We start from the raw sequence: 23013 nt of genomic DNA, 5'->3' as shown, positions 1-23013 counted from the left end.
GGTAGGGATTTTTGGGCGATGCCTCACGGGGCGGTTTCGTTAGTTTCCCAGCGTCGCAGCGGGTTCAACGCCATACTTGTCAAAAAGGTACACCAAACTCGCCATAGCGGCAGCTCCCAGCTCCAGTTCTCGTTTGTTGACGTGTTCGAAGGTGTCGTTCGCGGCATGATGATGGACAAAATAACGCTGGGAATCGGGTCGAAGACCGGCCAATACATTATCCCCGTTCTTGAGCGGGGCGATGTCGGCACCACTGTGTCCCTTTTCGAACAGATGGATCTGGTACGGTTTGAAAAGCGGCTTCCAGCCATGTACCCGCTTTAAATGGGTATCGGAACTTTCAAACGAAAAACCCCTTGGGGCAAAGCCACCGGCATCGCTTTCCAAGGCAAAAATGTGGTTTTCATTGTTCGCTTTGGCCTTGACGGCATATTCGGTTGCACCGCGCAATCCATTTTCCTCGTTCATGAACAGCACGGCCCTAATGGTGCGTTTCGGGATGTAGCCCGAAAGTTTTAGTAGGCGGAGTACCTCCATGCTCTGCACACATCCGGCCCCGTCGTCGTGGGCTCCGTCGCCCAGGTCCCAAGAGTCGAGGTGCCCCCCGACCACAATGATTTCATCGGGATGGGTACTTCCCTTGATTTCCCCGATGACGTTATACGACTGGACATCATCGAACTGTTTACAATGCTGCTTAAAGTAGAATTTGGTCTCCGGGTTCAGTTTCAGGGTGGTGGACAACATCTCCGCGGCATTGGTGCTTATCGCTGCAGCGGGAATTCTATCGCCCTCTGCCGTATCGCCATAACTCATGGAGCCGGTATGTGGAAAATCGTCCAGTCTAAGGTTGAGGGAACGTACGATGACCCCGATCGCACCAAACTTAGCGGCCTCTTCCGCACCGGAGTAGCGCTGGTCCACAGCCCCTGAGTACGCTTCGAACGTACTGATTTTGGTTGGGTCCATCGGCCGATTGAAGAACACGATTTTACCCCCGATCTTATTTTCACCGAGTGCTCTGAGATCCTCAATGCCCTTTACTTCGATGACATTGGCCTTAAGTCCTCCAAGGGGAGTAGCCACGGACCCTCCCAAAGCACGGATGGGGACCGTACTCGTGATTCCTGGAGACGTCTCCATGTAGGCGAATTCAGGGGTGCCCCGTACCCATTTGGGCACCATCACCGGCTGTAGCCAAACCCGATCAAGTTGCAAGGATTCGAGTTGGACCTTCGTGTATTCCACGGCGCGTTGCGCCTCTAGGGATCCCGAGAGCCGGCCGCCTATCTGGTTCGACAGGTGATTGAGCCAGTCATAGGCCTTGCCGTCCGTAAGGGCGGCATCATAGATTCTTTTGAGCTGCATTTCGTCCCCGTTCTGCGCGTGGGATTGAAAACCTAGCAGAAGAAGTGTTAGCATCAGTGTACCTATCGCGGCCAGACTTTTCATCGCTCCCCAATGTCCCGTTCGTTGCTGGCCTCCCATCGCTCTGCGGCATCTTATCCATTTCATCCCTTTGATCCCTTTCATTGTTTTTCCGCTTGTAAGGTTTTGATGTAGTGATTTAAATCGGCCTGTATATCAGGGGCAAGCTCCGGTTCCTTGATGTTTTTGTATTTACTTAGTTCCTCCCATAGGATGGAAGCTACCGAGACCCTCGCGGCCTTTTTGTTGTCGGCCGGTATGATGTACCAGGGCGCGTGCGGTTTTGAGGTATTACTGATAGCCTCTTCGTAGCACTTCTGGTACCTGTCCCACAGTTTGCGTTCTTTCAGGTCACCGGGGGAGAACTTCCAGTTCTTTCGCTTGAGGTGCAACCGACGCAGCAAACGCTGGCGTTGTTCCTCTTTGGACAGGTGAAGAAAAAACTTGAACACGATCGTACCGGTATCCGCTATATGCTTCTCAAAATCGTTGATCTGATCGAAACGCCGGTCCCAAAATTGTTGATCGATATCGGCAACCGAATGGATACCGGGAATATTTTGGTCCAATATAAATTCGGGATGCACCCGGGTCACCAATACATTTTCGTAATGGGTACGGTTGAACACCCCGAACTTGCCCTTGGCGGGCAGGGCAATATAGTGCCTCCAAAGATAATCGTGCTTCAATTCGAGTTCGGTGGGCACCTTAAAGCTGTGCACCACGACCCCGCGCACATTGAAATCTTTAAAAACTTCCCGGATCAGGCTGTCTTTCCCTGCGGTATCCATCCCCTGCAAGCAGACCAGAACACTATACTTTCCATGGGCGTAAAGCGTATCTTGAAGGTCGCCTAAGTCTTTTCTGATGTCTTTGTATTTCTCTTTCAACTGTTTGTTGGAAGCTCCGAAATCCTCATAAGTCCCCCGGTCGGAAAGCTTTACGGGGGCGTCGATCTTAAACGAACTGATTTTAGATATATCCATGGGCTGAAGATAGAAAATACATTCGGTGAACGGTAGTTTAAAGCGGGAAAAAACAGCGGTTCGACCTGAGAAAGCGTCGGTTCGACTAAAATAATCCCCAGACTTAACGGGGCATCGAATAAATGAGGAGGTAAGCCCCTGATCGCTCTAACTTTGCGATGTAAAACGCCCAAATTTTACCGATCAAACCTAGCTTATGAAGTTGTATCCCCAGATGCTCTATGCGCTTTTTTTCTTTCTTTTTTCTTCATTTGTGACCGTTCAACCCTGTAAATACGCTGGCTCCAACATGACATATGTGAAATCGGAGCTTGAAGAGGCTATTGTACAGGACGAGTTGCAACTGGCGCGATTTCACATTTTTAAGGCATTGGGAGCCCTGGATAAATCTGCGAAACAAATAACGGACTGTGATTGCCCCGAGGCTTCGGAATATATCGACGAGGCGAGCGTTCTCTTGAAGGACGCTACGAAATCGGCTTCCCTGAGCGATATCCGGATGCTGCTCAAACAGGGCATTCAAAATCTTGAGGAAGGCATCAAAATCTTGCATAACAGCGAAAAACACGACAAATCCACAGTCAGCGTTAAGCCTCAGGAGGGCACCGAATATATGGGAAGCACCATAAATCTGGAGGGTCAATACGGTATGACGCTCTTAAAACAGAAGATTGACTCGTCCCTCACAAAATACAGGAAATCGTTGCAGCAGGTAATCCGCACGGTGGACTGTCAAGATGCCCGTGCCTTCGCCACGCGAATTTACGAACATTGCCAACAGCAGCTCTTGCGGGAGGGCCTTTCCGAAGGAAAGAAGTACTACAATTTGAGAACTGAGGAAATTACATGGAATGCCTTGGAACAACTGGGGGACTGCCAGGGGAAGAAGTAAGGTTCTACCCTGGAATTTGTGGTAGTTTTAGATCGTTTCGATTACTAGAAAGCCCCGCCGATGGAAAAAGGACGGAAAGAGCAAGAAAAAAAGACTAATGAAATATCCAAAAAAGAAGTCCAAGCCTAAAACCACTCTTTCACCCTGAGCTATCCTTGTTCTTTCTCCCTTTCGTCTTTCAGTCTAAGCAAATTACATCCGTTTTGTTTCATCGCAACAAGGACAGAACCAAAAGCAAGCCTTTGAGCAAATGATCCGAACCTCTACAAAAGACGCAGGCCACGGTCACTTTCTTACTCTCTCTCTCCCTATTTGCTGGCAAAGAGCTTTACGTCTTCTTCCGACACCTCTTTTCCGCCGAGAATGATCAGGCGTTCGACCACGTTCCGAAGTTCACGGACATTCCCCGTCCAATCGTAACCCTTCAACAGTTTGACCGCCTTTTTCGAGAAGGTTTTGGCGGCGATACCCTGCTCGGAAGTAATCTTTTTTGAAAAATGTTCGATTAGGACCGGAATATCCTCCGGTCTATCGTTTAGGGGAGGCACGTGCATCAAGATAACCGCCAGACGATGGTAAAGATCTTCCCGAAAGTTGCCTTCCTCGATTTCCTTTTTAAGGTCTTTGTTGGTAGCGGCTAGCACGCGAACGTTGACCTTGATATCCTTGTCCGTACCGACCCTTGAGATCTTGTTCTCCTGAAGGGCCCGCAGCACCTTCGCTTGGGCCGAAAGGCTCATATCGCCGATTTCGTCGAGAAAGATCGTGCCCTTGTTCGCGGCCTCGAATTTGCCGGCACGATCGCGCACGGCGGAAGTGAACGCACCTTTAACGTGGCCGAAAAGTTCACTTTCAATCAGCTCAGATGGGATTGCGGCGCAGTTTACCTCGACAAAGGGCCCTTCGCTACGTTCGCTTTTTTCGTGCAACCAGTGCGCGACCAATTCTTTCCCGGTACCATTGGCGCCGGTAATCAGCACGCGGGCTTCGGTCGGTGCGACTTTTTCGATCATTTCCTTGATCGCGGATATCGCCTCGCTCTCCCCGACCATTTCGTAGTTCTTGCCGACCTTCTTCCGCAATTTTTTGTTCTCGACCACCAACTCCTGCCGGTCCAACGCATTGCGCACCGTGGTCAGCAACCGGTTCAGATCGGGCGGTTTCGAAATGTAGTCGAAGGCGCCCAACCTCATGGTGTTCACCGCGGTGTCTAGATCACCGTGCCCCGAAATCATGATAAAGGGTATCTCCGGCTTAATTTTTAAGGCGGCCTCCAGGACTTCGACCCCATCCATTTTCGGCATTTTTATGTCGCAAAGCACCAAATCGTAATCGTTGTTCTTGATCGCTTCCATGCCCTTGAGGCCATCTTCCGCTTCCTCCAGCTGATACGACTCGTTCTCTTCTGAAAGTATCTTGACCAACACCCTCCTAATGGCGGACTCGTCTTCTATAATCAGTATTTTTGGCATTGTTTTCGTTTTTGTAGCTATGGGATGCTAGGGTTTAGATTTGGAATTTTAGAAATAATAGATTAAAGTCCTATTCGAAATCCGGCCCTCATATAAAAACTGGGCCCATCGTTCAAGGTAAAGATATCATCTCGATCGGAATTTCTTAAAACGCCCTTTTGAAAAAGGGTATGTCCCCCGTAAATATACAGGAAAGTCGATTTTTTAATAGCGTACTGATATCCAAGGGTAGTCAATGCCGCGGAGGATGAAATCGATGTCGCCCCCAGTCCTCCGGGAAGTAGGATGGAGCTCTGCAGATTTACATAGTAGCCGTCGAGGATGAATTCTGACTGCAATTGGTGTTTTTCGTTGAAATGGTACTTGATGGCCGTTTTGGGGGCTCCGAGCACATAGGTCCAGTGCTTATGAAAGCGTTTCTCGAAATATACGATGGGCAACGGAACCCTGAGGGCGACTGTTGAATTATAGGCGATGCCCAACACCAAAATAGTAGGTTTATCGACATCTTTCCGTTCCCGCAATACCCCGGCCGTCGCATTGAACGAAATATCCCCTTTTTCGATCGGTTCGCCCAAAGTGGAGGACAAGCGCGGGGTGACCAACCCGATAATACGCCAAAACTTATTGTAGCGATACACGTAGGCCAAGTTGAAGTCGGCCACGTGCAAATGCCGCAAGCCCTCGACCTGTTCGGAAATACCTTCACGTCGTAGTCCATATGACAACCGGTTGTATTCGCCTCCGACTATAATGCTGCTTGAATCTTTTAGGATAATGGGCAGGTTGGCCACTAGTTTAATTCGTGATAATTTGGCGCCCTGATCGTTTCTGGGCATCGTCATATATTCAATTCTCGCAATATCCGGGGTCTGGGCGAAGCCCCAAGTGGCAACGCACAAAAAAGTCGCCAAACCCGACCACATGGTGTTTCTAAGTTTCATTTTCATCTTTGGGTTTATCCGTTCGCACTACGGTGTACGACTCCGAAGGATACAGCTTTACGTTTGTTCTGGGTACAGGGATGGTAATACCGTTATCCCTAAGCCCGGCTTCGATTTTATAGCGCAGGTCGCTCTTAATACCCGGGTCCGCAAAACTGTCGTCAATAAAGAAGTTAAGGGTAAGAAGCATGGCCCATTCCGCAAAATCTTCGAGTCGCACGAAGGGTTCGGGACTTTTCAATATTTCTTGATGGTCATTTGCAGCTTTCTCCAAAATTTGTACCACCAACTGGACATCGTCGCCGTAAGCAATACGTATGCTTACCTTTTCCCGGGTCATTTTATGGTTCTGCGTATAGTTATAGATAACGTTGTTTATAAAATGGTGGTTGGGAATAACGATAACCTTATCGTCACGGGTGAGGGCCCGTGTCGTTCTCAACTTAATTTGAAAAACCTTGCCTACCTTGCCCTCAACTTCGACGACATCGCCCACGTGCAACGATTTATCGGTAATAATAAAAATACCCCCGATGACATCCTGAAAAACATTTTGAAGCGCAAGCCCCAATCCCACGAACAGAGCGGCCGAGGCGGTGAGCAACAGGGTAATGTCGACACCTGCCGCACTCATAGTAATCAAGACTACAGTGATATAGACTAGGTACCTGATGAACTTAAATACACTGAAGAACTTTAACTTATGTTCCCCCTCCATGTTTCGGGTCAAAAAGTTCCGAAGCCATTTCATCAAAAGAGTCGAAACCATGAAGGCCAATGCCAATACCAACAGCAAGCCTATGGTAACCTGTATCTTGTTGTCACCCTCGCCGAAGGAAAAACCTAACTGCAAAAAATGCTTGATGGAGCCCCAGATATCCTCCTCGAGAATCTCTTCTATCTTACTTACATCCTTTTGTAATAATATCAATATTTTAACCACCTGAACAATTCTTTATAGGTTGGCTTTTTTCCGTACATCAATATTCCCACCCTGTAGATTTTTGCCGCAAGCCATACGATGCCGATAAAAGTAACGACCAGTAAGAGAATGGAGGTCACAAGTTCCCAAATAGGCACTCCGCCTTCACCGATACCGCCCGGTAACCGCATCAGCATCACAATGGGCGAGGTCAACGGAAACAGCGAAAATCCCACGGCAATGGGCCCATGTGGATTGCTGAAAACCGAAAAGAAGCCCACGTATATGGCCAACATCAAAGGAAGAATAATAGGAAAGATAAACTGCTGGGTGTCGGTCTCGTTATCAACTGCCGCGCCGATAGCAGCGTAAATCGAGCTGTAGATCAAATACCCCAAGATGAAATAGATCAAGAAAAATACGATCAACATAACCCATGGAATCTTAAAAAGCTCCTGCGCGTATAACTGTAAGGTCTGATCGGTGGTCGGTACCGGCGGTGCCAGATTGGTACCTGCCGCGGCCCCGCTGCCCATGACAGAGGGATCGATGTCGAAGATGGCAAAGGCCAGGATCAATAGCACCCCCCCAGATACGATCCAGATCGCGAACTGGGTGATTCCCGCTAAGGAAGTGCCGATAATCTTGCCCAACATCAACTCGAAGGGTTTGACCGAAGAGATGATGACCTCGATGATACGGCTGGTCTTTTCCTCGATGACGCTGCGCATCACGAACCCACCGTAGATGATGATGAACATCATGATCAAATAACCAAAGGCGCCGCCGATAAAGGCCTTAATCTCGGTAATGCCCTTAAGGTTAAGGTCTCCGGCGAAAGTAGCCGTGTTAATTTCGAACGGCTTATCGATAGCTTCGAATTCCGCGGTAGAAACCCCTATCTCTTGCAAGCGTTCCTGTCTCAGTCTTTGCTGAAAAATCGCATCGAGCTTATCGAGTACGGCGGTGTTCGGGGCATCTTTGGTGTACAGAAACGAATTTTCCGCCACTTCTTCCAGGTTTTTTCCCGAAGGGATGTAAAGCAGCGCGTAATAATCGTTCTTGGCCGTAGAATCTTTGGCGGCTTGTAAAGACACGTCGCTAAAATTCACATAGGATAGATCCTCTGCCATTAAAAATTCATGGGCAAAATAGTCGCTTTCGTTCAGCAATCCGATGACCCTCTTATCGGAATCGTTCAATTTGGTCAAATAGGCGATCAATACCACCATGGCGACCATTAAGATGGGACTCAGAAAGGTCATGATCACGAATGATTTGTTCCGCACCTTGGCCAAATACTCCCTCTTTATAATAAGTGGCAGTTTATTCATGGATGCCTTTGCTTTGTACCGTTCGAATAAATATTTCGTTGGCCGAGGGAATCGTTTCTACAAAATGGTTGATGTTCGCCTTCGAGGAAAGATAGTTTAACACCGAACCGGAGTCCCCGTTCGGAAGTTGCAACCTAAAATCGAGCTGCCGCTCCCCTACATCGTATTTTGACGAGCTGATATCGAAATTTTCCGCCAGTTCCTTTAAGATTATATCGCCATTATCGGTCTCGAGACCAACGTTGAAGATATTGTTCTTGTATGCCTTCTTGATGGCGGATAGCTTTCCGTCCAATATTTTTTCCGAGCGGTGGATCAAGGCGATATGCTCGCAAAGTTCTTCGACGGATTCCATTCTATGGGTCGAGAATATAATCGAGGTGCCCTTTTCCTTGAGCTGCAGTATCTCGTCTTTGATGATATTGGCATTGATGGGATCGAAACCGCTAAAGGGTTCGTCGAAAATGAGCAGTTTGGGCTCGTGTAGCACGGTTACTATAAACTGGATTTTCTGGGCCATGCCTTTCGAAAGCTCCTGAATTTTCTTGTTCCACCAGTCCCCTATCTCCAAACGTTCGAACCAAAATTTCAACCGTTTTTTTGCTTCGGACTTCGACAGCCCTTTCAACTGCGCCAAATACAGGGCCTGTTCCCCGACCTTCATCGATTTGTAGAGTCCCCTTTCTTCGGGCAAATATCCGATTTGGGCAATGTGTCGGGGTTTTAAAGGTTGGCCGTCAAAATAGACCTTCCCTTGGTCAGGAAAAGTAATCTGATTGATAATTCGTATAAGGGTGGTCTTTCCGGCCCCATTGGGGCCTAATAGTCCGTAGATACTGTTTTTGGGAATTTCAAGGGAAACCTTATCAAGGGCCGTATGACCGCCATAACGTTTGGTGACCTCTTTCGTGACCAAAATGTTGTTCATGCAAGCAATTTTTTCAAAGATATGGCATTAAAACAAAAACCCACCCTTAAACGGATTCAAGGATGGGAAAAAATTGCTATGAAAAAGAAAATTAATATTGGTTTCCCAATATCTATTTCAAATATACGGTTTTTATTTAGAAATAAAAGTTTAATTAAAAATTCTACCTAACGAACTCGTCTTGGATTCCTCTTCTACCTACAGACACCAACCCAAGATGAGTTCAACTTCTTGATTCAAGAGAACATATCCTTGACTTTTTCAAAAAACGATTTATCCGATTTCTCCGGTTTGGGTTCGAAGTTCTCGTTCCCTTTCATGTTTTCAAAAAAATCTTTTTGCTCTTTGTTCAGCTCTTTTGGGGTCCATACATTGACGTGCACCAACAGGTCACCGGTGCCATATCCGTTGATACTGGAGATACCCTTGCCGCGCAATCGCAGGATTTTACCGGATTGAATGCCAGGTTCGAGCTTAATGCGCACCTTACCGTCAACTGCATCGATTTCTTTCGAGGTGCCCAGCACGGCATCTGAAATACTGACATACAGGTCATAGTGCAGGTTATCGCCCTCTCGTTTCAAGGTAGGGTGCGGCTCGGCTTCTATGGCTACCAAAAGGTCACCGGGCACCCCGTTACCAGGGGCATCGTTACCCTTTCCGGGCACTTTCAGCTGCATGCCTTCCTCAACGCCTGCGGGTATTTTGATGGACACGGTTTCCTCGGAAATCTCCAGGCCCTGGGCATCGGCGCCCGCAGGTTTCTTATCGATGACCTGTCCGCTTCCACCGCAGGTACTACAAGCGGTGGCCGTCTGCATTCTTCCTAAAATCGTATTCGTCACCTTGGTCACCTGTCCGCGGCCGTTGCAGGTACTACACGTGGTGTAGGTCACCCCTTCGGCCTGCATTTTTCTTCGGACCTTGACTTTTTTCTCGACGCCCTGGGCAATTTCTTTCAAAGAAAGCTTTACACGTATCCTCAAGTTGCTCCCTTTGACCCTTCGCTGTCCTCCACCGAAGCCTCCGAAACCACTGAAACTACCTCCGCCACCGCCGAAAGCACTTCCAAAAATGTCTCCGAACTGGCTGAAAATATCGTCCATGTTCATACCTCCGCCACCAAATCCGCCGCCCTCGAACGCGGCATGTCCGAATTGATCGTAGCGCGCCTTCTTATCGGGGTTGCTCAATACTTCGTAGGCCTCCGCCGACTTTTTAAATAGTTCTTCGGCCTTGGTATCACCGGGGTTTTTATCCGGGTGATGCTTTAAGGCCATTTTGCGATAGGCCTTTTTTATCTCCGCCGCGGTGGCGTTTTTGGTAATGCCGAGTATCTCGTAATAATCTTCCTTCATTCTTATGGTTTCGTTGCTGCCGTTCGTTTCTCTGCCGCCGTGCTTCAAAAGATTCTGATCTTCCCAAACCGGCCACAGTAAATTGGTAGGTTGAAAAAGCGTTTATTTTCCCACCACCACTTTTGGATGCCGGATGATACGATCGCCCAATTTAAAGCCACGCTGGACTACATCTACAATCCTTCCTTTGAGTTTCTTGTTGGGAGCCGGTATCTGTGTAATAGCATCGTGTACCTCGGCGTCAAACGAATCACCCTGTTCCACTTTCACTTCCTCGAGTCCTTTTGACCTGAGCGTTTCCCGCAGTTTTACCCGAATCAGCTCAACCCCTTCGAACATTTCCTTGTCTTCCGATTTGGCCAACTCCTTTAAGGCGCGGTCGAAATCGTCAAGAACTGGCAAGAGGGAAAGCATGATTTCCTGACCTGCTGTCTTGAACATATCCATTCGCTCTTTCGAGGTACGCCGTTTATAATTTTCAAATTCCGCAAACAGACGCATGAACTTGTCCTTTTCCTTGGCCAGATCCTCTCGCAAGCGCTCTTCTTCGGTCAATTCTTCTCCTGCCGACCCAGCTGCTTCTTCCTGCCGTGCCTCCCCTTCCCCTTCGAGAGCTTCGACATCTATTTCGTTTTCTTTATCCATATCGGCATCCAAAAACCCTTCTTCCGGCTGTCTTTCGGTTTCTTCCGTTATATCTTTATCACTCATTTCTGCATCATTTTTAATTCTCGGATTTAGGGTGGCAAAAGTACTGCCAATTCAACGAAAATGTCAAAATGTCATAGAAAGTTTTGACCGACCGATTTTTTAAATACACTACGCTATCAATAATCGATTCATCCTATTGAATAGCAAGGGATTGAGCAAAAGCAAGACGAAGGGTGTTTCCATAGCTTCCGCTACAGTTTTAGGAATGAATTTTAGTTTACGACTAGTGGCATATAGGCCAAACTTGACTGATAAAACCACCTTAAAATTGTATTTCCGGGAATTAGTAGATACCTTTATTGGGAGATTTATTTGAAAATAATGGATAGCCATTCTTCCCCTGCGTTCGACGTATCGGCAATATTCTCCTAAAGAGGGACCGGTTTTATCCCAAAAAGTAAGTACCACCATGAAAAAAGCCAATAATTCAACACCTAGTTCCCGAAGAAAATTCATTAGGGATACGGCCATAGCCACTGCCGGAATTAGTATAGTGCCCCGCCACGTACTGGGCGGTCCGGGCTTCGTTGCCCCGAGCGATAAACTGGTCGTCGCCGGAATAGGGGTCGGCGGCAAGGGAAAAAGTGATATCGGTAGTTTTGCCGATTCGGGAAAAGCGGATATCGCCTTTCTGTGCGATGTCGATGACCGTAGGGCGGCGGATTCCATCGCCCGATTTCCCAAGGCTAAATATTATAAAGACTGGCGTGAGCTGTTGGATAAGGAGGCCAACAACTTCGATGCCGTCTCCGTATCCACACCCGATCACACCCACGCGGTTGCCGCCCTGGCCGCGATGGAACTGGGGAAACACGTGTATGTGCAAAAACCTTTGACCCACGACATCTACGAAGCCCGAAAATTGACCGAGGCCGCTAAAAAATACAAAGTTGTCAGTCAAATGGGCAATCAGGGTGCCTCTTCCGATGGGGTACGCACCTTGCGGGAATGGTACAATGCAGATATTATAGGCAAGGTACATACGGTGTATTGTTGGACCAACCGACCGGTATGGCCCCAAGGAATTCCGTGGCCGGACACCACGGCACCCGTGCCCAAGGAACTGGATTGGGACCTCTGGTTGGGTACCGCCCCGCACAAGGAATTCGTAAGCGGACTCGTACCCTTTAATTGGCGGGGATGGTGGGACTATGGAACCGGTGCGCTCGGGGACATGGGCTGTCATTTGGTAGAAGCGCCGTACCGGGTGCTCGACCTAAAGTATCCGAAAGATGTGCAGTGTAGTGTCGGTAGCGTTTATGTCGATGAATTCCAACGCGGTTATTTCCCCGAAAGCTGTCCGCCTTCGAGCCACGTGACGATGACCTTCCCCAAGACCGAAAAAACCGATGAAGACGTGGTGCTGCATTGGATGGATGGGGGCATTCAGCCCACCCGTCCGGAAGAACTGGGGCCCAATGAGGTATTCGGCGATGGTGGAAACGGGGTGCTGATGATCGGTTCAAAGGGAAAAATGATGTGCAGTACCTATGGCGAGAACCCGCGATTGTTGCCAACCTCCAAGACCGACGAAGTCAACGTACCTCAGGAGTTCGAAAGGGTTCCCGGAGGATCCTCCGGCCACTACGCCCAATGGGTAGAGGCCGCCATTGCCGGGTATGGCGAAAAGGAACTAAGCGCCCCCTTCGAAATTTCAGGTCCGCTTACCGAGACCTTATTGATCGCCAATCTGGCCATTCGCGGGGTCGATATCCGAAAGGAAGCTGTGAACGACGAGGGCAAGACCTACTTCGAGTATCCCGGCAGAAACATAGAGATGCTCTGGGATGCCGAGAACATGCGGGTCACGAACCTGGAAGAAGCCAATGCCTTTGTAAAACGCGACTATAGTGATGGTTGGTCGCTCGGCTAGGACGCATCGGATTTCTTTATGTTCGGTAGGTCATCCTCGAGAATCAGTATCGGGTGCCCGGCCCAGTTAATCGTAGCTTGATTAGGAGCTAAATTCCTTGTTGTAGCTTATCTCCGAAGCATTTTCACGCTCGCCCGACCCATATATCTGCTCCAAGGCAACGCACACATTCGGATAGTCGAAGAGGAAACCTTCTTCCTCTATTTTTTTGGAACTGACTCTTTGACTGGCAAAGAGCAAATAGGCCATCTCACCCAAGAGGGTCTTCATCGCAAATTTTGGGATATTCGGAAGGATAAGGGGTTTGTCGACCGCCTTGGCAATTTCTTTGACCAAACGCTGGTTGGTAACGGGATTCGGGGCCACCCCATTGAACACGCCAGAGAGATGATTCTCCACCGTAAAGAGGAATATACGGGCTAGGTCACCAATGTGTACCCACGATTGCCATTGTTCTCCACTGCCGAAAGCGGCGCCCACGTAATTTTTGACCGGTTTCGCCATTTGCGGCAAAGCGCCGCCTTCGGATGACATCACCAATCCGACCCTGACCTTGGCCACACTGAAATCAAAGTCCTTAAAAGCATCGGCCTCTTTTTCCCAAACCTCTACGACCTCTCCCAAAAAACTATTATCTATATCTTTCTCCTCCTCCGTATAATAATTGGAAAGGGAATTGGGATATATCCCGATGGCCGAGGCCGATACAAAAGAAGTGATGCTCTTATAGATTCTTGGATTTAAGGTCTTCTGCTTTTTAAGGGCCCTATGTAACGTGCGAAGGGTATTGACCCTGCTTGACAATATTATTTTTTTGCGACGGGTCGTCCATCTTTTCGAAATGCTGGCTCCTGCCAAGTTGATAATTGCAGTCACCCCTTCGAAGCATTTCTCATCGATGACCCCCGTATCGGGATTCCAATAGAAGCCGTGATAGTCCGATTTGGTAACGATCTTATCTTTGCTGGTAGTCAAATAATTGATGGCGATATTCCGATCTTGGCAGTGCCTTACGATTTCACTGCCGATCAGTCCGGTTGCGCCTGTAATCAAGATTCTCATAGTTCAAAGATAGGTCTTCTGAACCCCATGCAATTGGCATTTAATTCATGTTTAACAGTATTGATTAAGCTTGTGTTAAACGTGGGTGAAAATCACAACTATTTTACCTACAATTCCTACTTTCTACGTAAGTCCCTACCTGTTGGACTGCACTCCCCACCTCATGGTTCGGGACTCCGAGATTGTTTCCTGGGCACCCGACCCTCTTGCATGGGAGGTAAAAATGGTCGTGCAATGAGGATTATCGGACTGAAGTCAGTACGCTCTTTCACGATGGAATCAGTCCTTTTTCGCCCGGAGCATTTCGCGTTTTCCTGGGGGGCCCGGCAACCGATCGACCGAAAACCCCACGGCTTGCATGGCACGGCGCACGCTTCCTTTGGCGGCATAGGTCGTCAGCACTCCGCTCTTTTTTAGGGCGTTGTACATTTTTGAGAAGATGGCTTCCGTCCAGAGCTCAGGCTGTACCCGGGCACCGAAGGCATCAAAATAGACCAGGTCATAACGGTCGCTTTCCTCGATGCGGGAAAAATCCTTTTGTTGTTTTTGTAGGATAAAATCCTTTGAGATATAGACATCCTCCTCCCACGGGGCGCGGTGCATCCTTAAAAAATCCGAAGCATAGGCCCCAGCGTCCAATTCGGATACATAGTTCAACTGATCTAGCTCGTGATCGGCAATGGGATAGGCCTCCACCCCGGTGTAATGTACCTCGATACCACGCTTTCGGGCCTCCAAAAAAGTAATTAAGGCATTCAGGCCGGTACCGAACCCAATTTCAAGGACGGCAATCTTAGCGTCGGGAAGTTGGAATAGTCCGTTCTCTATAAAAACGTGGTAGGCTTCGCGTACCGCCCCGTGTTTGGAGTGGTATTGCTCGTTCCAATCTTCGATCTGAATGGTCGTCGAGCCGTCGCCGGTGGTGATGATTTTGCGGTGCACTACTACGTAGTTTATTAGTTTATGGGGTTATGAGAGTATAGCGTTATTCTTTCGCCAATAAGACTCCGTCCGCCTCAAATCCGAAGGTCTTTTTAGGGCCGGTGATTTTGGCGATTTCGGCCTCGGACAGCCCGCCGTCCCTTGCATAGTGCTTTTGATCTTCAACGCTCATCTGCGTTACAAAAGCCTGTCCGTTTACAACAACTTCCCGGCCTTCGATATCCTTGGGCACGAAAAAGCCGTAGTCCTTGAACCTGACCATCGCTTCCCGACCTTCTCCTAATTGCAGCCTCATCCAGCACCCTTTGGCCTTACAGACATCGGTTACGGTGGCCCTGAACTTGGTTCGAACAGTGTCAGCAACGGCCATCCCGGCGTATTTTTCCGATAACGCCGTGTGGGAAATAACCGCCTCGTCATCGAAAGGTTCTCCAAAGGCGAGGTAGTCGACCCCGGTCTTAGGACGCTCGGAGACCTCTAACGTGGTTTGCTTTACAGCTTCCGCGGGAGTCTGACCGTCCTTGCAGGCGAAAACCAATATCAAAAAGAGAATTGAAATGTTAATTTTATTCATATCCTATAAAACTTTCCGCTCTGCTACAAAAATCGGCATTTTCGAACGAAAAAAGAAGAGCGGATTGCTTAGAATGCGTAATTTTAATCCTTTAAAACAAAAACGTATGGAGACGCTAGCGCAACAGATCAATATCGAAAAAACCAAGCATTCCAAAATCGATCAGGTCGATTTCGACGATCTGAGCTTCGGCAGTATATTTTCCGATCATATGCTGGTCTGCGACTATAAGAACGGAAACTGGGAAACTCCCAAGATTATGCCCTATGGTCCGATCAGTTTAGATCCGTCGGCTAAGATCTTCCACTATGGACAATCCATTTTCGAGGGAATGAAGGCGTATAAGGATGCCGACGAACAAGTCTGGCTCTTCCGACCACACGATAACCACAGGCGGTTCAATATTTCCGCCGAGCGGATGGCCATGCCCGAAATTCCACAAGCGTATTTTATGGAGGGACTCGAGACCCTGATCGGGCTCGAGAAAGCCTGGATTCCCAGTACCGATGGAAGCGCCCTCTACATCAGGCCGTTTATGTTTGCCTCGGGAAAGGGTTTTCACGCCTCGCCTGCCGACGCGTACAAATTCTTGATTTGCCTCGCCCCCTCAGGCGCCTATTTTTCCGGAAAGGTCAAGGTGCTGATCGAAGAGAAATATTCACGCTCGGCGGACGGAGGTACCGGTTTTGCGAAGGCAGGAGGAAATTATGCGGGGCAGTTCTACCCCACCCAACTGGCCGCAAAAAAAGGATACCACCAGGTTATTTGGACCGACGACCATAAGCATGAATTCATCGAAGAAGCCGGAGCGATGAACATTTTTGTACGTCTTGGCGATACCTTGGTCACCGCCCCCACCAGTGACCGGATTTTGGACGGTATCACCCGCAAGAGTATCCTACAAATTTCAGAGCGCGAAAATATCAAGACCGAAGTACGTAAAATAACCGTCGGCGAGGTAGTCGAAGCGGCTCAAGACGGTAGCTTAAAAGAAATGTTCGGTGCCGGGACGGCGGCGGTAATATCACCCATTGCCACTTTTGGTTATCGCGGAAAGGATTACGACTTGCCCGAGCTTGAAAATTCGTATGCCTCCCGTCTCAAAAAACGTATTGTCGATATCCAGTATAACCGTGCCGAAGATCCCTTCGGATGGCGGTACGGGATTTAAAAGCAATGCTTCTTCCTTAAAACCCCAGTTGGTATGTTCAGCACCGGACAAATTGTTTTTGCCGTACTTTTTGCGATCGCATTTATCATCCTTATCATTTTTACCTATAAAAAGGATAAAAAATTGCATGCTAAAAACTACAAAGGCGCAAGATGGGTCGCCGTCGTCTTCATAGCTTTTGTTCTTGTTCTTTTCATTTTGAGGTACATGCTCAAATATTAAAGAAAATCGCTCGAGGAAAAAATTACATTCTATGACGTCAAAATGAAAGTTTTTTCCGTATATCATACCAAATGGCGTAGTTTTGCGTTACATTATAAAGGGGCAAACACATGTTGAGTTTTTTTACCATACTTCTTATCTTAATTGGAGCCAATGCCATCATTATGGTATTCAGTCTTTCGGGCATTTCAAACAACCGCAAAAAAATAGACGGAAAGGTCTCTCAATCGGGATCCTCCAAGGTCTATCCGTTGCGGAACCCTTCTTCTAAATTTAAGAAAGCGGTTTAAGAGACTAATTTAAAATCCGCTGCTACTCTGCCGGAGAACGACCGCGACCGTGTAACCATCCGGACCACATCGATAATGTACCGTTTTTATTTTATAATTTGCAACCATGAAACAATGGTTGCTCGTTTTTCTCGGTGGCGGAATAGGTAGTGTGTTGCGGCACCTCATCGCAAGACATTTCAACACCTATTTCAGCCATTTTTTCCTCGGCACTTTTATAGTGAATGTTCTAGGTTCACTGCTCATCGGCCTCATATTGGGATTCTCCGTCAAAGGCCAGTATCTCTCCGAGAATCAAACCTTGCTTCTGGCCGCCGGGTTCTGCGGGGGCTTCACCACATTTTCCACTTTCGCGTTCGAAAAACACGCTCTGCTAACAGCGGGCGAGCTTTTCCACTTTTCATTCTACTTAATCGCCAGTATCGTGGTCGGCATCGCGGCTGTGGCAGGCGGACTTTGGCTGGCGAAATTGTTCTGAAATAAACGTACCGTACGACCGCGGCTCAATATTCAAAATATTATTTATAAGCAAACTGGGTTCGCCTCACTCCCCTTTGCCACACATCCCTCCTCTAAACTTGCAGCTTCCGCCAATTCTCAAATTCCTCAAATTCCTCAGAATCCTCAATTTCCTCAATTTCCTCAATTTCCTCAATTTCCAAAAAATGGAATAATTAATATGATAATTACGGTCTGCCAAAAAAACTATACCCCTAAAATCATAGGGGCAAATTTACTCCATGCATAAAAATGACCTCGAAACCCCCTGAATCACAGGGATTAAAAAGTTTTTCTTTTACATTTGGTCTTGTTAACATAATCTAAAAATATGAAAAAAGTCGAGGCAATTATTAGGAAATCCAAGTTTGATGAGGTTAAAAAGGCGCTGCATCGAATAGAGGTAAACTTCTTCAGTTACTGGGATGTAACCGGAGTGGGCAACGAAAAACAAGGGCATGTTTACAGAGGTATTTCTTATAGTACGAGTGACATTCAAAGACGTTATCTATCTATAGTAGTATCTGACGACTTCCTACAAAGAACCGTCGATACCATTTTGGAAGTTGCCTATACCGGCAATGTAGGCGACGGCAAAATATTCGTGTCCGAAGTGCTTGAGGCGTACAGAATACGCACCAAGGAAACCGGTCGATCAGGGATCAACTAAAATTCCGCTGAGAACCTAATAGCCAGTTCAAACGAAGTTCATTTAACACAAACACCAACCTACTAAATTTTAGAAAATGGATACAGGATTATTTACAGCAAACAATATTTGGATGATGATAGCCACCGCTTTGGTGTTTTTCATGCATACCGGATTCGCCTTTTTGGAAATCGGGCTGACCCGACAAAAAAATACAATCAACATTTTGTTTAAGAACATATTCATTATTACCTCAGGATTACTTTTATACTATGCATGGGGATTTAATCTCATGTACCCGGGTTTCGAAGAGGGTTCGGCAGGTATTTTAGACTTTGGCGGCTTTGGGATATCAGCCCCTGAAAATGGGATGACGCCCCAATACGCCGATGGTGGGTATACCTGGTGGACGGACTTTCTATTTCAAGGAATGTTCGCCGCTACGGCTGCGACGATTGTCTCGGGCGCCGTAGCGGAACGGATAAAAATTAGCGCCTTTATGATTTTCGTGATTTTCTACATCGGCCTGGTCTACCCTATCGTAGGAGCTTGGAAATGGGGCGGGGGCTTCTTGGATTCATGGGGATTCTATGACTTTGCGGGCTCGACAGTCGTTCACTCCGTCGGTGGCTGGGCCGCCTTGGTGGCCATCTTTCTGACCGGTTCGCGTATCGGGAAATTCGGGAAAAACGGCAAGCCAAATGCTATTCCCGGTCATAGCATCCCTATGGCGACCGCCGGCGTACTGATATTATGGCTGGGCTGGTTCGGGTTCAACGGCGGGTCGGTACTCTCCGCGGATCCCGAATTGACTTCCTTGGTCTTGGTCAACACAAGCCTGGCCGCGGCCGCTGGAGGAATCGGAGCTGTACTTTTGAATTTTCTTATGTATAGAAATCTCGACCTGACCATGTTCCTCAATGGTATCTTGGGAGGCTTGGTAGGCATTACCGCCGGAGCTGATCTGATGTCGCCCAACGAAGCCATCGTCATCGGGTTTTTGGCCGGCCTAATTATCGTACTAGGTGTCTCTTTCATCGATAGGATAAAACTAGACGATCCAGTTGGGGCTGTTACCGTACATCTCATTTGTGGTATCTGGGGCACCTTGGCCGTGGGCATTCTCGGTTCTTTAGCAGGTGGTTCCCAATTTTTGGCACAATTGAACGGCATACTCATCATTGGTGGTTTCTGCCTCGTATCATCCTTCCTTATCCTAGGTGGATTAAAGGTCACAATAGGCTTGAGGGTGCCTGCGGAAGAGGAGGTAGAGGGACTCGATATACACGAGCACGGCATGGATGCCTATCCCGACTTTATAAATGAATAACCCTAACAAATAGCAAGCGGGACGTTTTGCAGAACGCCCCGCTCTATAACACTTTCGAATTTCGATCACGTAGAAAACAACCGTCCACCGATCGGTGGACAATTAAAATCAAAATCTATGAAAGTAATTACACGTACAAATTACGTAAAAAATCTCTTTTTATTGGGATTAATCCTTTTTTCGACCGCCCCACTTTTTGCCCAAAGTACAGAGGACAACGAAACGAAACCAAAATTTTCATTTAGTGGATCCGTGGATGCTTATTACAGAACGAATCTAAGTACTACGGACAGATCCGAGACCGATGTGGAAGGGAATGTCGTGAGTCCCGTTCCCGCACCTGCCACTTCTTTCGCCGATCAGACGGGATTTGCCCTTGGTATGGCAAATCTATTGTTTACTTATGAGAACCAACGTGTGGGTGCCGTCGCCGACGTCGTATTTGGTCCGCGTGGAGATGACGCGGTGGCGGGCAACAATCTCAACCAACTGTATGTTTTCGTCAATGTATCGGAAAATACCCGGCTGACCCTTGGCCGTTTCAACACCTATTTGGGCTATGAAGTAATCGCACCCGAAGGGAATTTCAATTACAGTACCTCGTACTTATTCTCCAACGGTCCGTTTTCGCACGTCGGCCTTAAAGCCGACTTTGCCTTTTCAAGCGATCTAAGCCTGATGATCGCCATAATGAACGTAACCGACACGGATACTAATTTGGGCGGAGCGTATTCCGTCGGGGCACAGGTAGGCTATTCAGACCAATTCCTGAATTTTTACTATGACGGTGGTGAAGGCTTGGGGTTCGAGCTCGATTATACCGGGGGGTTCGACCTCTCTGACCGCCTGTATTTGGGACTCAATGCAGCCTACGAAAATAATGATGGCGACAGCTTTACGGGAGCTGCACTTTATCCGCAGTTTACCGCCTCAGAACACTTCGCGATCGGGCTTAGGGGAGAGTATTTCTCGACCCATGTCAATGGCGATAGCGATGATCCCAGCGTCTTCGCAGCAACCTTGACCGGAAGCTATACCATCGATAATTTTATAGTGAAACCGGAAATAAGGTTGGATTCCTGGCATAACGACACCCCTTTTTTAGACCATGGGGCAGACCCTTCTAAAAGCTTGTCGAGTATTTTGCTAGCTGCAATTTACTCCTTCTAATATGCAGCGGTGTGCCGGGATCTTCGAAGCGGATCTTTTTGCTGTTTTATACCGGAAGAGTCGTTTTTATTTTGGATCAAAGGCTCGAACGCCGGCCCGCACCTCGGTATCCAATGCGTTAACATCGGGTACGATAGGGCAGGAATACTTGGGATTATAGGCGCAATAGGGGTTGTAGGCTGTATTAAAATCGATTTGGATACTGTCGCCATCGGGAATCTCCAGATCGATATAGCGTCCGCCGCTATAGGTTTCCTCTCCGTTGGTCTTATCGGTAAACGGCAAAAAGAGATAGTCGCGGTATTCTTCCTGCTCCATCAGTTCTTGGTTCTGGTAGATTTCCAATTGTCGCTTTTCGCCGTTGAGGGTGAAATGGGCGATGCCAAAAACGGCTTCCTCCGATTTTCTGCCGGTGGTGGTCGGCATCATAAAGGGCAGGGCTTCCGGGGTGCGCACCAATTTGGCGAGCACCACATAGGTGGTATCGGGCGCAAAAAAATCCAAGGTTTCGAAATCCATTCGGTAGCGGTCGGGCAAGGGCGAGGTCTCGGGATCCTTGAACTCATCGTTGAGTTCTTTTTGGAATTCGAGGATGTCGGCCACGGCATCGCTCGAAGCGGTCGGAGCTTCTTGCTTGGCCGTATCGTGATACTTTTTATTCTCTTTGCAGGCGGTGAATAACAAGGTCGTTATCACAAGCATCCCTATAACTGACTTCATCATTTTTAATTTTTGTTTATGCGGTACCTCCCAACTTTGATAGATTTATTCGGAGGTGACCGACGACACCCGTGCGGGGCAGCCACGATTTAACTTGGAAAGATATGAACAAGTTGGCCCTAATCCCAATCATAGCGTGCTTCCTTCAAATACTTCCCCACGATATCATTAAATTCTGGGGTCAGCCGCAACAGGGCGGTATCTTCCAGCGCGTAGAGTTCGTCCTTGTCGGCATATCCGTTTTTAAGAAGTTCTTCCAAATAAAAAAGGGCCGTACCATTGTCGTTGACCTTGGCGTTGTACGAAATGATCTTAAGATAGCTCCCATAATCCCTGGGATCGATTACGGTGTTCAACATCCACAGAAAATTTAGGGCCTCTTCATCCACCGGATCCCCCGCTTTTACGATGTCAATATTATCGGCGACCAGGGCGTTGATATATCCCTCCAAACGCTTTCCCGTTAATTGCCGCAATTCGTCCTTGCTTGAATTGAATTTCTCCAATTCTTCCATTTGGTACTTCCACCATCCAAGGTTGTTATAGTTATAGGTCAGGATGTCTTCCTCGAGATAGTACACATAGTCTTCTTTAATCAGACGCTCCTGGAACAATAAATCGTTCTGATGGCGGTTGCGGGTCTTAAAAATCTTGCTTTTTTTTAAGGTCTTTTGACTGTCTCTAATCGCATCGGTATCATAAAATGGAGCGTAGATTTCCAGCATTTCGTCAAGCCGGTTATTGGCCAATAAGGGCTTGTTGGCGGTGAACCATATATTGGCCTGGGTCAGGTCTTCATCATATTTGGCCCTGATAAAGGCCTCGTCTCTGGGGATGCGCCCCTTGGCCATGGCGGATAAAGTGAAGATTTCCAAGGCATTGGACAGCACTTCGGTTTCGGGCCATTGATGTCCCCCTTCGAACAGTAGCAATTGATTCGGAAATTTCATGCGGTTCAGCAGTTCTTCCATCTCCATCATTTCGGGATAATTGTAATCCGCATTGCCGACGATACCGATCAGGTGAAAGGGATTTTTTGACGCCAGCAGGTCCGTGTTCGCTACCGTCGCACCGCTGACCAAAACACCCTGAACCCCTTTGATAAAGGATGGCACAAGCGTTGAGAAACGGCCGCCTCCTGCAAAGCCACCGACATAGATCCGGTCTTTATGGATGGGAAGAAAGCCGACCACCGCATTGATCATTCGGTTCGCAATCAAAATATTATCGGAAATCGGCAGCGTATCGCGCAAGTGATCGGAGGCCGCCAAGATGTAGCCCTGCTCTTCCGCGGCTGAGGCCGCCATTTTCAGGGCTTGCTGCCCCCGGCCTTGCATATCGAAGACAAAGAGAACGGGCCAGACGGAGGATACCTCGAATTTTTTGGGAAGGTACAACGAAAAGGTCTCTGAAATCGTATCGCTTACGGAAACGGGAAGGGAATCTACAACCGTACCCTTTCTTAGGGATATCTGTTGGGCCGGAGCGTAGCACATTATGCCCAGCGCAATCATGGTAAAGAGTTGTTTCATAGCCT

The 23013-nt window shown here is 48.0% G+C and carries 22 protein-coding genes; 8 read left to right on the top strand and 14 right to left on the bottom strand.

Translation table 11 applies throughout. The features are described 5' to 3' along the window. Positions 1–39: 39 nt before the first annotated feature. The gene (locus RQM65_RS13780; RefSeq protein ID WP_432279870.1) at positions 40–1452 is read right to left on the bottom strand and encodes a M28 family peptidase; all 1413 of its coding nucleotides are present in this window, start codon (positions 1450–1452) and stop codon (positions 40–42) included. A 77-nt stretch (positions 1453–1529) separates the two neighbouring features. After that, positions 1530–2414 (bottom strand): PPK2 family polyphosphate kinase, encoded by an 885-nt coding sequence (locus RQM65_RS13775; protein ID WP_314015881.1) that lies wholly within the window; start codon positions 2412–2414, stop codon positions 1530–1532. Between the two features lie 196 nt (positions 2415–2610). Here RQM65_RS13775 and RQM65_RS13770 point away from each other — a divergent pair, with 196 nt between their 5' ends. Then, positions 2611–3306, top strand: coding sequence for a hypothetical protein (locus RQM65_RS13770; RefSeq protein WP_314015879.1), 696 nt, complete (start codon positions 2611–2613; stop codon positions 3304–3306). Positions 3307–3614: 308 nt separating this feature from the next. Here the strand turns inward: RQM65_RS13770 and RQM65_RS13765 are convergent, their stop codons facing one another. From RQM65_RS13765 to RQM65_RS13735, 7 genes are all read right to left on the bottom strand, one after another. Beyond that, the gene (locus RQM65_RS13765; RefSeq protein ID WP_314015877.1) at positions 3615–4778 is read right to left on the bottom strand and encodes a sigma-54-dependent transcriptional regulator; all 1164 of its coding nucleotides are present in this window, start codon (positions 4776–4778) and stop codon (positions 3615–3617) included. Positions 4779–4840: 62 nt separating this feature from the next. Further along, positions 4841–5722 (bottom strand): DUF6268 family outer membrane beta-barrel protein, encoded by an 882-nt coding sequence (locus RQM65_RS13760; protein WP_314015875.1) that lies wholly within the window; start codon positions 5720–5722, stop codon positions 4841–4843. Next, positions 5712–6653, bottom strand: coding sequence for a mechanosensitive ion channel family protein (locus RQM65_RS13755; protein ID WP_314015873.1), 942 nt, complete (start codon positions 6651–6653; stop codon positions 5712–5714). Before RQM65_RS13755 ends, RQM65_RS13760 begins: the two co-directional genes overlap by 11 nt. After that, positions 6650–7978 carry an ABC transporter permease gene (locus tag RQM65_RS13750; protein ID WP_314015871.1) on the bottom strand — a complete coding sequence of 443 codons (1329 nt, stop codon included), beginning with the start codon at positions 7976–7978 and terminating at the stop codon, positions 6650–6652. The genes RQM65_RS13755 and RQM65_RS13750 overlap by 4 nt, the downstream gene beginning before the upstream one ends. Next, complete coding sequence (locus RQM65_RS13745) at positions 7971–8906, bottom strand: ABC transporter ATP-binding protein (protein WP_314015870.1); 936 nt, start codon at positions 8904–8906, stop codon at positions 7971–7973. Before RQM65_RS13745 ends, RQM65_RS13750 begins: the two co-directional genes overlap by 8 nt. Positions 8907–9142: 236 nt before the next feature. Then, positions 9143–10264, bottom strand: a complete 1122-nt coding sequence (gene dnaJ / locus RQM65_RS13740) for a molecular chaperone DnaJ (protein ID WP_314015869.1) — start codon at positions 10262–10264, stop codon at positions 9143–9145. Positions 10265–10366: 102 nt separating this feature from the next. Then, positions 10367–10975 carry a nucleotide exchange factor GrpE gene (locus tag RQM65_RS13735; protein WP_314015868.1) on the bottom strand — a complete coding sequence of 203 codons (609 nt, stop codon included), beginning with the start codon at positions 10973–10975 and terminating at the stop codon, positions 10367–10369. Positions 10976–11384: 409 nt separating this feature from the next. On the opposite strand from RQM65_RS13735, the gene RQM65_RS13730 reads away from it, so the two are divergent. Further along, positions 11385–12848: a Gfo/Idh/MocA family protein gene (locus tag RQM65_RS13730; protein WP_314015867.1), complete on the top strand. Its 1464-nt coding sequence runs from the start codon at positions 11385–11387 to the stop codon at positions 12846–12848. An 81-nt stretch (positions 12849–12929) separates the two neighbouring features. Here the strand turns inward: RQM65_RS13730 and RQM65_RS13725 are convergent, their stop codons facing one another. The 3 genes from RQM65_RS13725 to RQM65_RS13715 all read right to left on the bottom strand — a co-directional run bounded on the left by RQM65_RS13725 (position 12930) and on the right by RQM65_RS13715 (position 15426). After that, positions 12930–13910, bottom strand: a complete 981-nt coding sequence (locus tag RQM65_RS13725; protein WP_314015866.1) for a TIGR01777 family oxidoreductase — start codon at positions 13908–13910, stop codon at positions 12930–12932. Between the two features lie 279 nt (positions 13911–14189). Continuing rightward, positions 14190–14852: a tRNA (5-methylaminomethyl-2-thiouridine)(34)-methyltransferase MnmC2 gene (gene mnmC2, locus RQM65_RS13720; RefSeq protein ID WP_314015864.1), complete on the bottom strand. Its 663-nt coding sequence runs from the start codon at positions 14850–14852 to the stop codon at positions 14190–14192. A 43-nt stretch (positions 14853–14895) separates the two neighbouring features. Then, entirely contained in the window at positions 14896–15426 is a 531-nt protein-coding gene (locus RQM65_RS13715; protein ID WP_314015862.1) for a DUF4920 domain-containing protein, read from the bottom strand. A 106-nt stretch (positions 15427–15532) separates the two neighbouring features. Between RQM65_RS13715 and RQM65_RS13710 the strand changes: the two genes are divergently transcribed. The 6 genes from RQM65_RS13710 to RQM65_RS13685 all read left to right on the top strand — a co-directional run bounded on the left by RQM65_RS13710 (position 15533) and on the right by RQM65_RS13685 (position 20756). Further along, positions 15533–16597 carry a branched-chain amino acid aminotransferase gene (locus RQM65_RS13710; RefSeq protein ID WP_314015860.1) on the top strand — a complete coding sequence of 355 codons (1065 nt, stop codon included), beginning with the start codon at positions 15533–15535 and terminating at the stop codon, positions 16595–16597. A 33-nt stretch (positions 16598–16630) separates the two neighbouring features. Further along, on the top strand, positions 16631–16819 hold the full coding sequence (locus RQM65_RS13705) for a hypothetical protein (protein WP_314015858.1): 189 nt from the start codon (positions 16631–16633) through the stop codon (positions 16817–16819). Positions 16820–17215: 396 nt separating this feature from the next. Further along, positions 17216–17587, top strand: a complete 372-nt coding sequence (crcB, locus tag RQM65_RS13700; protein WP_314015856.1) for a fluoride efflux transporter CrcB — start codon at positions 17216–17218, stop codon at positions 17585–17587. A 351-nt stretch (positions 17588–17938) separates the two neighbouring features. Then, positions 17939–18277 carry a P-II family nitrogen regulator gene (locus RQM65_RS13695; RefSeq protein WP_314015855.1) on the top strand — a complete coding sequence of 113 codons (339 nt, stop codon included), beginning with the start codon at positions 17939–17941 and terminating at the stop codon, positions 18275–18277. Positions 18278–18353: 76 nt separating this feature from the next. Then, complete coding sequence (locus RQM65_RS13690; RefSeq protein ID WP_314015854.1) at positions 18354–19586, top strand: ammonium transporter; 1233 nt, start codon at positions 18354–18356, stop codon at positions 19584–19586. 117 nt (positions 19587–19703) lie between these two features. Then, a complete protein-coding gene (locus RQM65_RS13685; protein ID WP_314015852.1) occupies positions 19704–20756 on the top strand; it encodes an outer membrane beta-barrel protein in 1053 nt (350 codons plus the stop codon). Between the two features lie 66 nt (positions 20757–20822). Here the strand turns inward: RQM65_RS13685 and RQM65_RS13680 are convergent, their stop codons facing one another. Further along, positions 20823–21479, bottom strand: a complete 657-nt coding sequence (locus RQM65_RS13680) for a DUF1684 domain-containing protein (RefSeq protein WP_314015850.1) — start codon at positions 21477–21479, stop codon at positions 20823–20825. Positions 21480–21595: 116 nt separating this feature from the next. Continuing rightward, positions 21596–23008: an alpha/beta hydrolase gene (locus tag RQM65_RS13675; RefSeq protein ID WP_314015848.1), complete on the bottom strand. Its 1413-nt coding sequence runs from the start codon at positions 23006–23008 to the stop codon at positions 21596–21598. Positions 23009–23013: the final 5 nt, after the last annotated feature.

The organism is Pricia mediterranea (assembly GCF_032248455.1).
Classification (GTDB): domain Bacteria; phylum Bacteroidota; class Bacteroidia; order Flavobacteriales; family Flavobacteriaceae; genus Pricia; species Pricia mediterranea.
The sequence above is the reverse complement of the archived record's forward strand: the minus strand, read 5'-3'. Positions and strand labels throughout refer to the sequence as shown.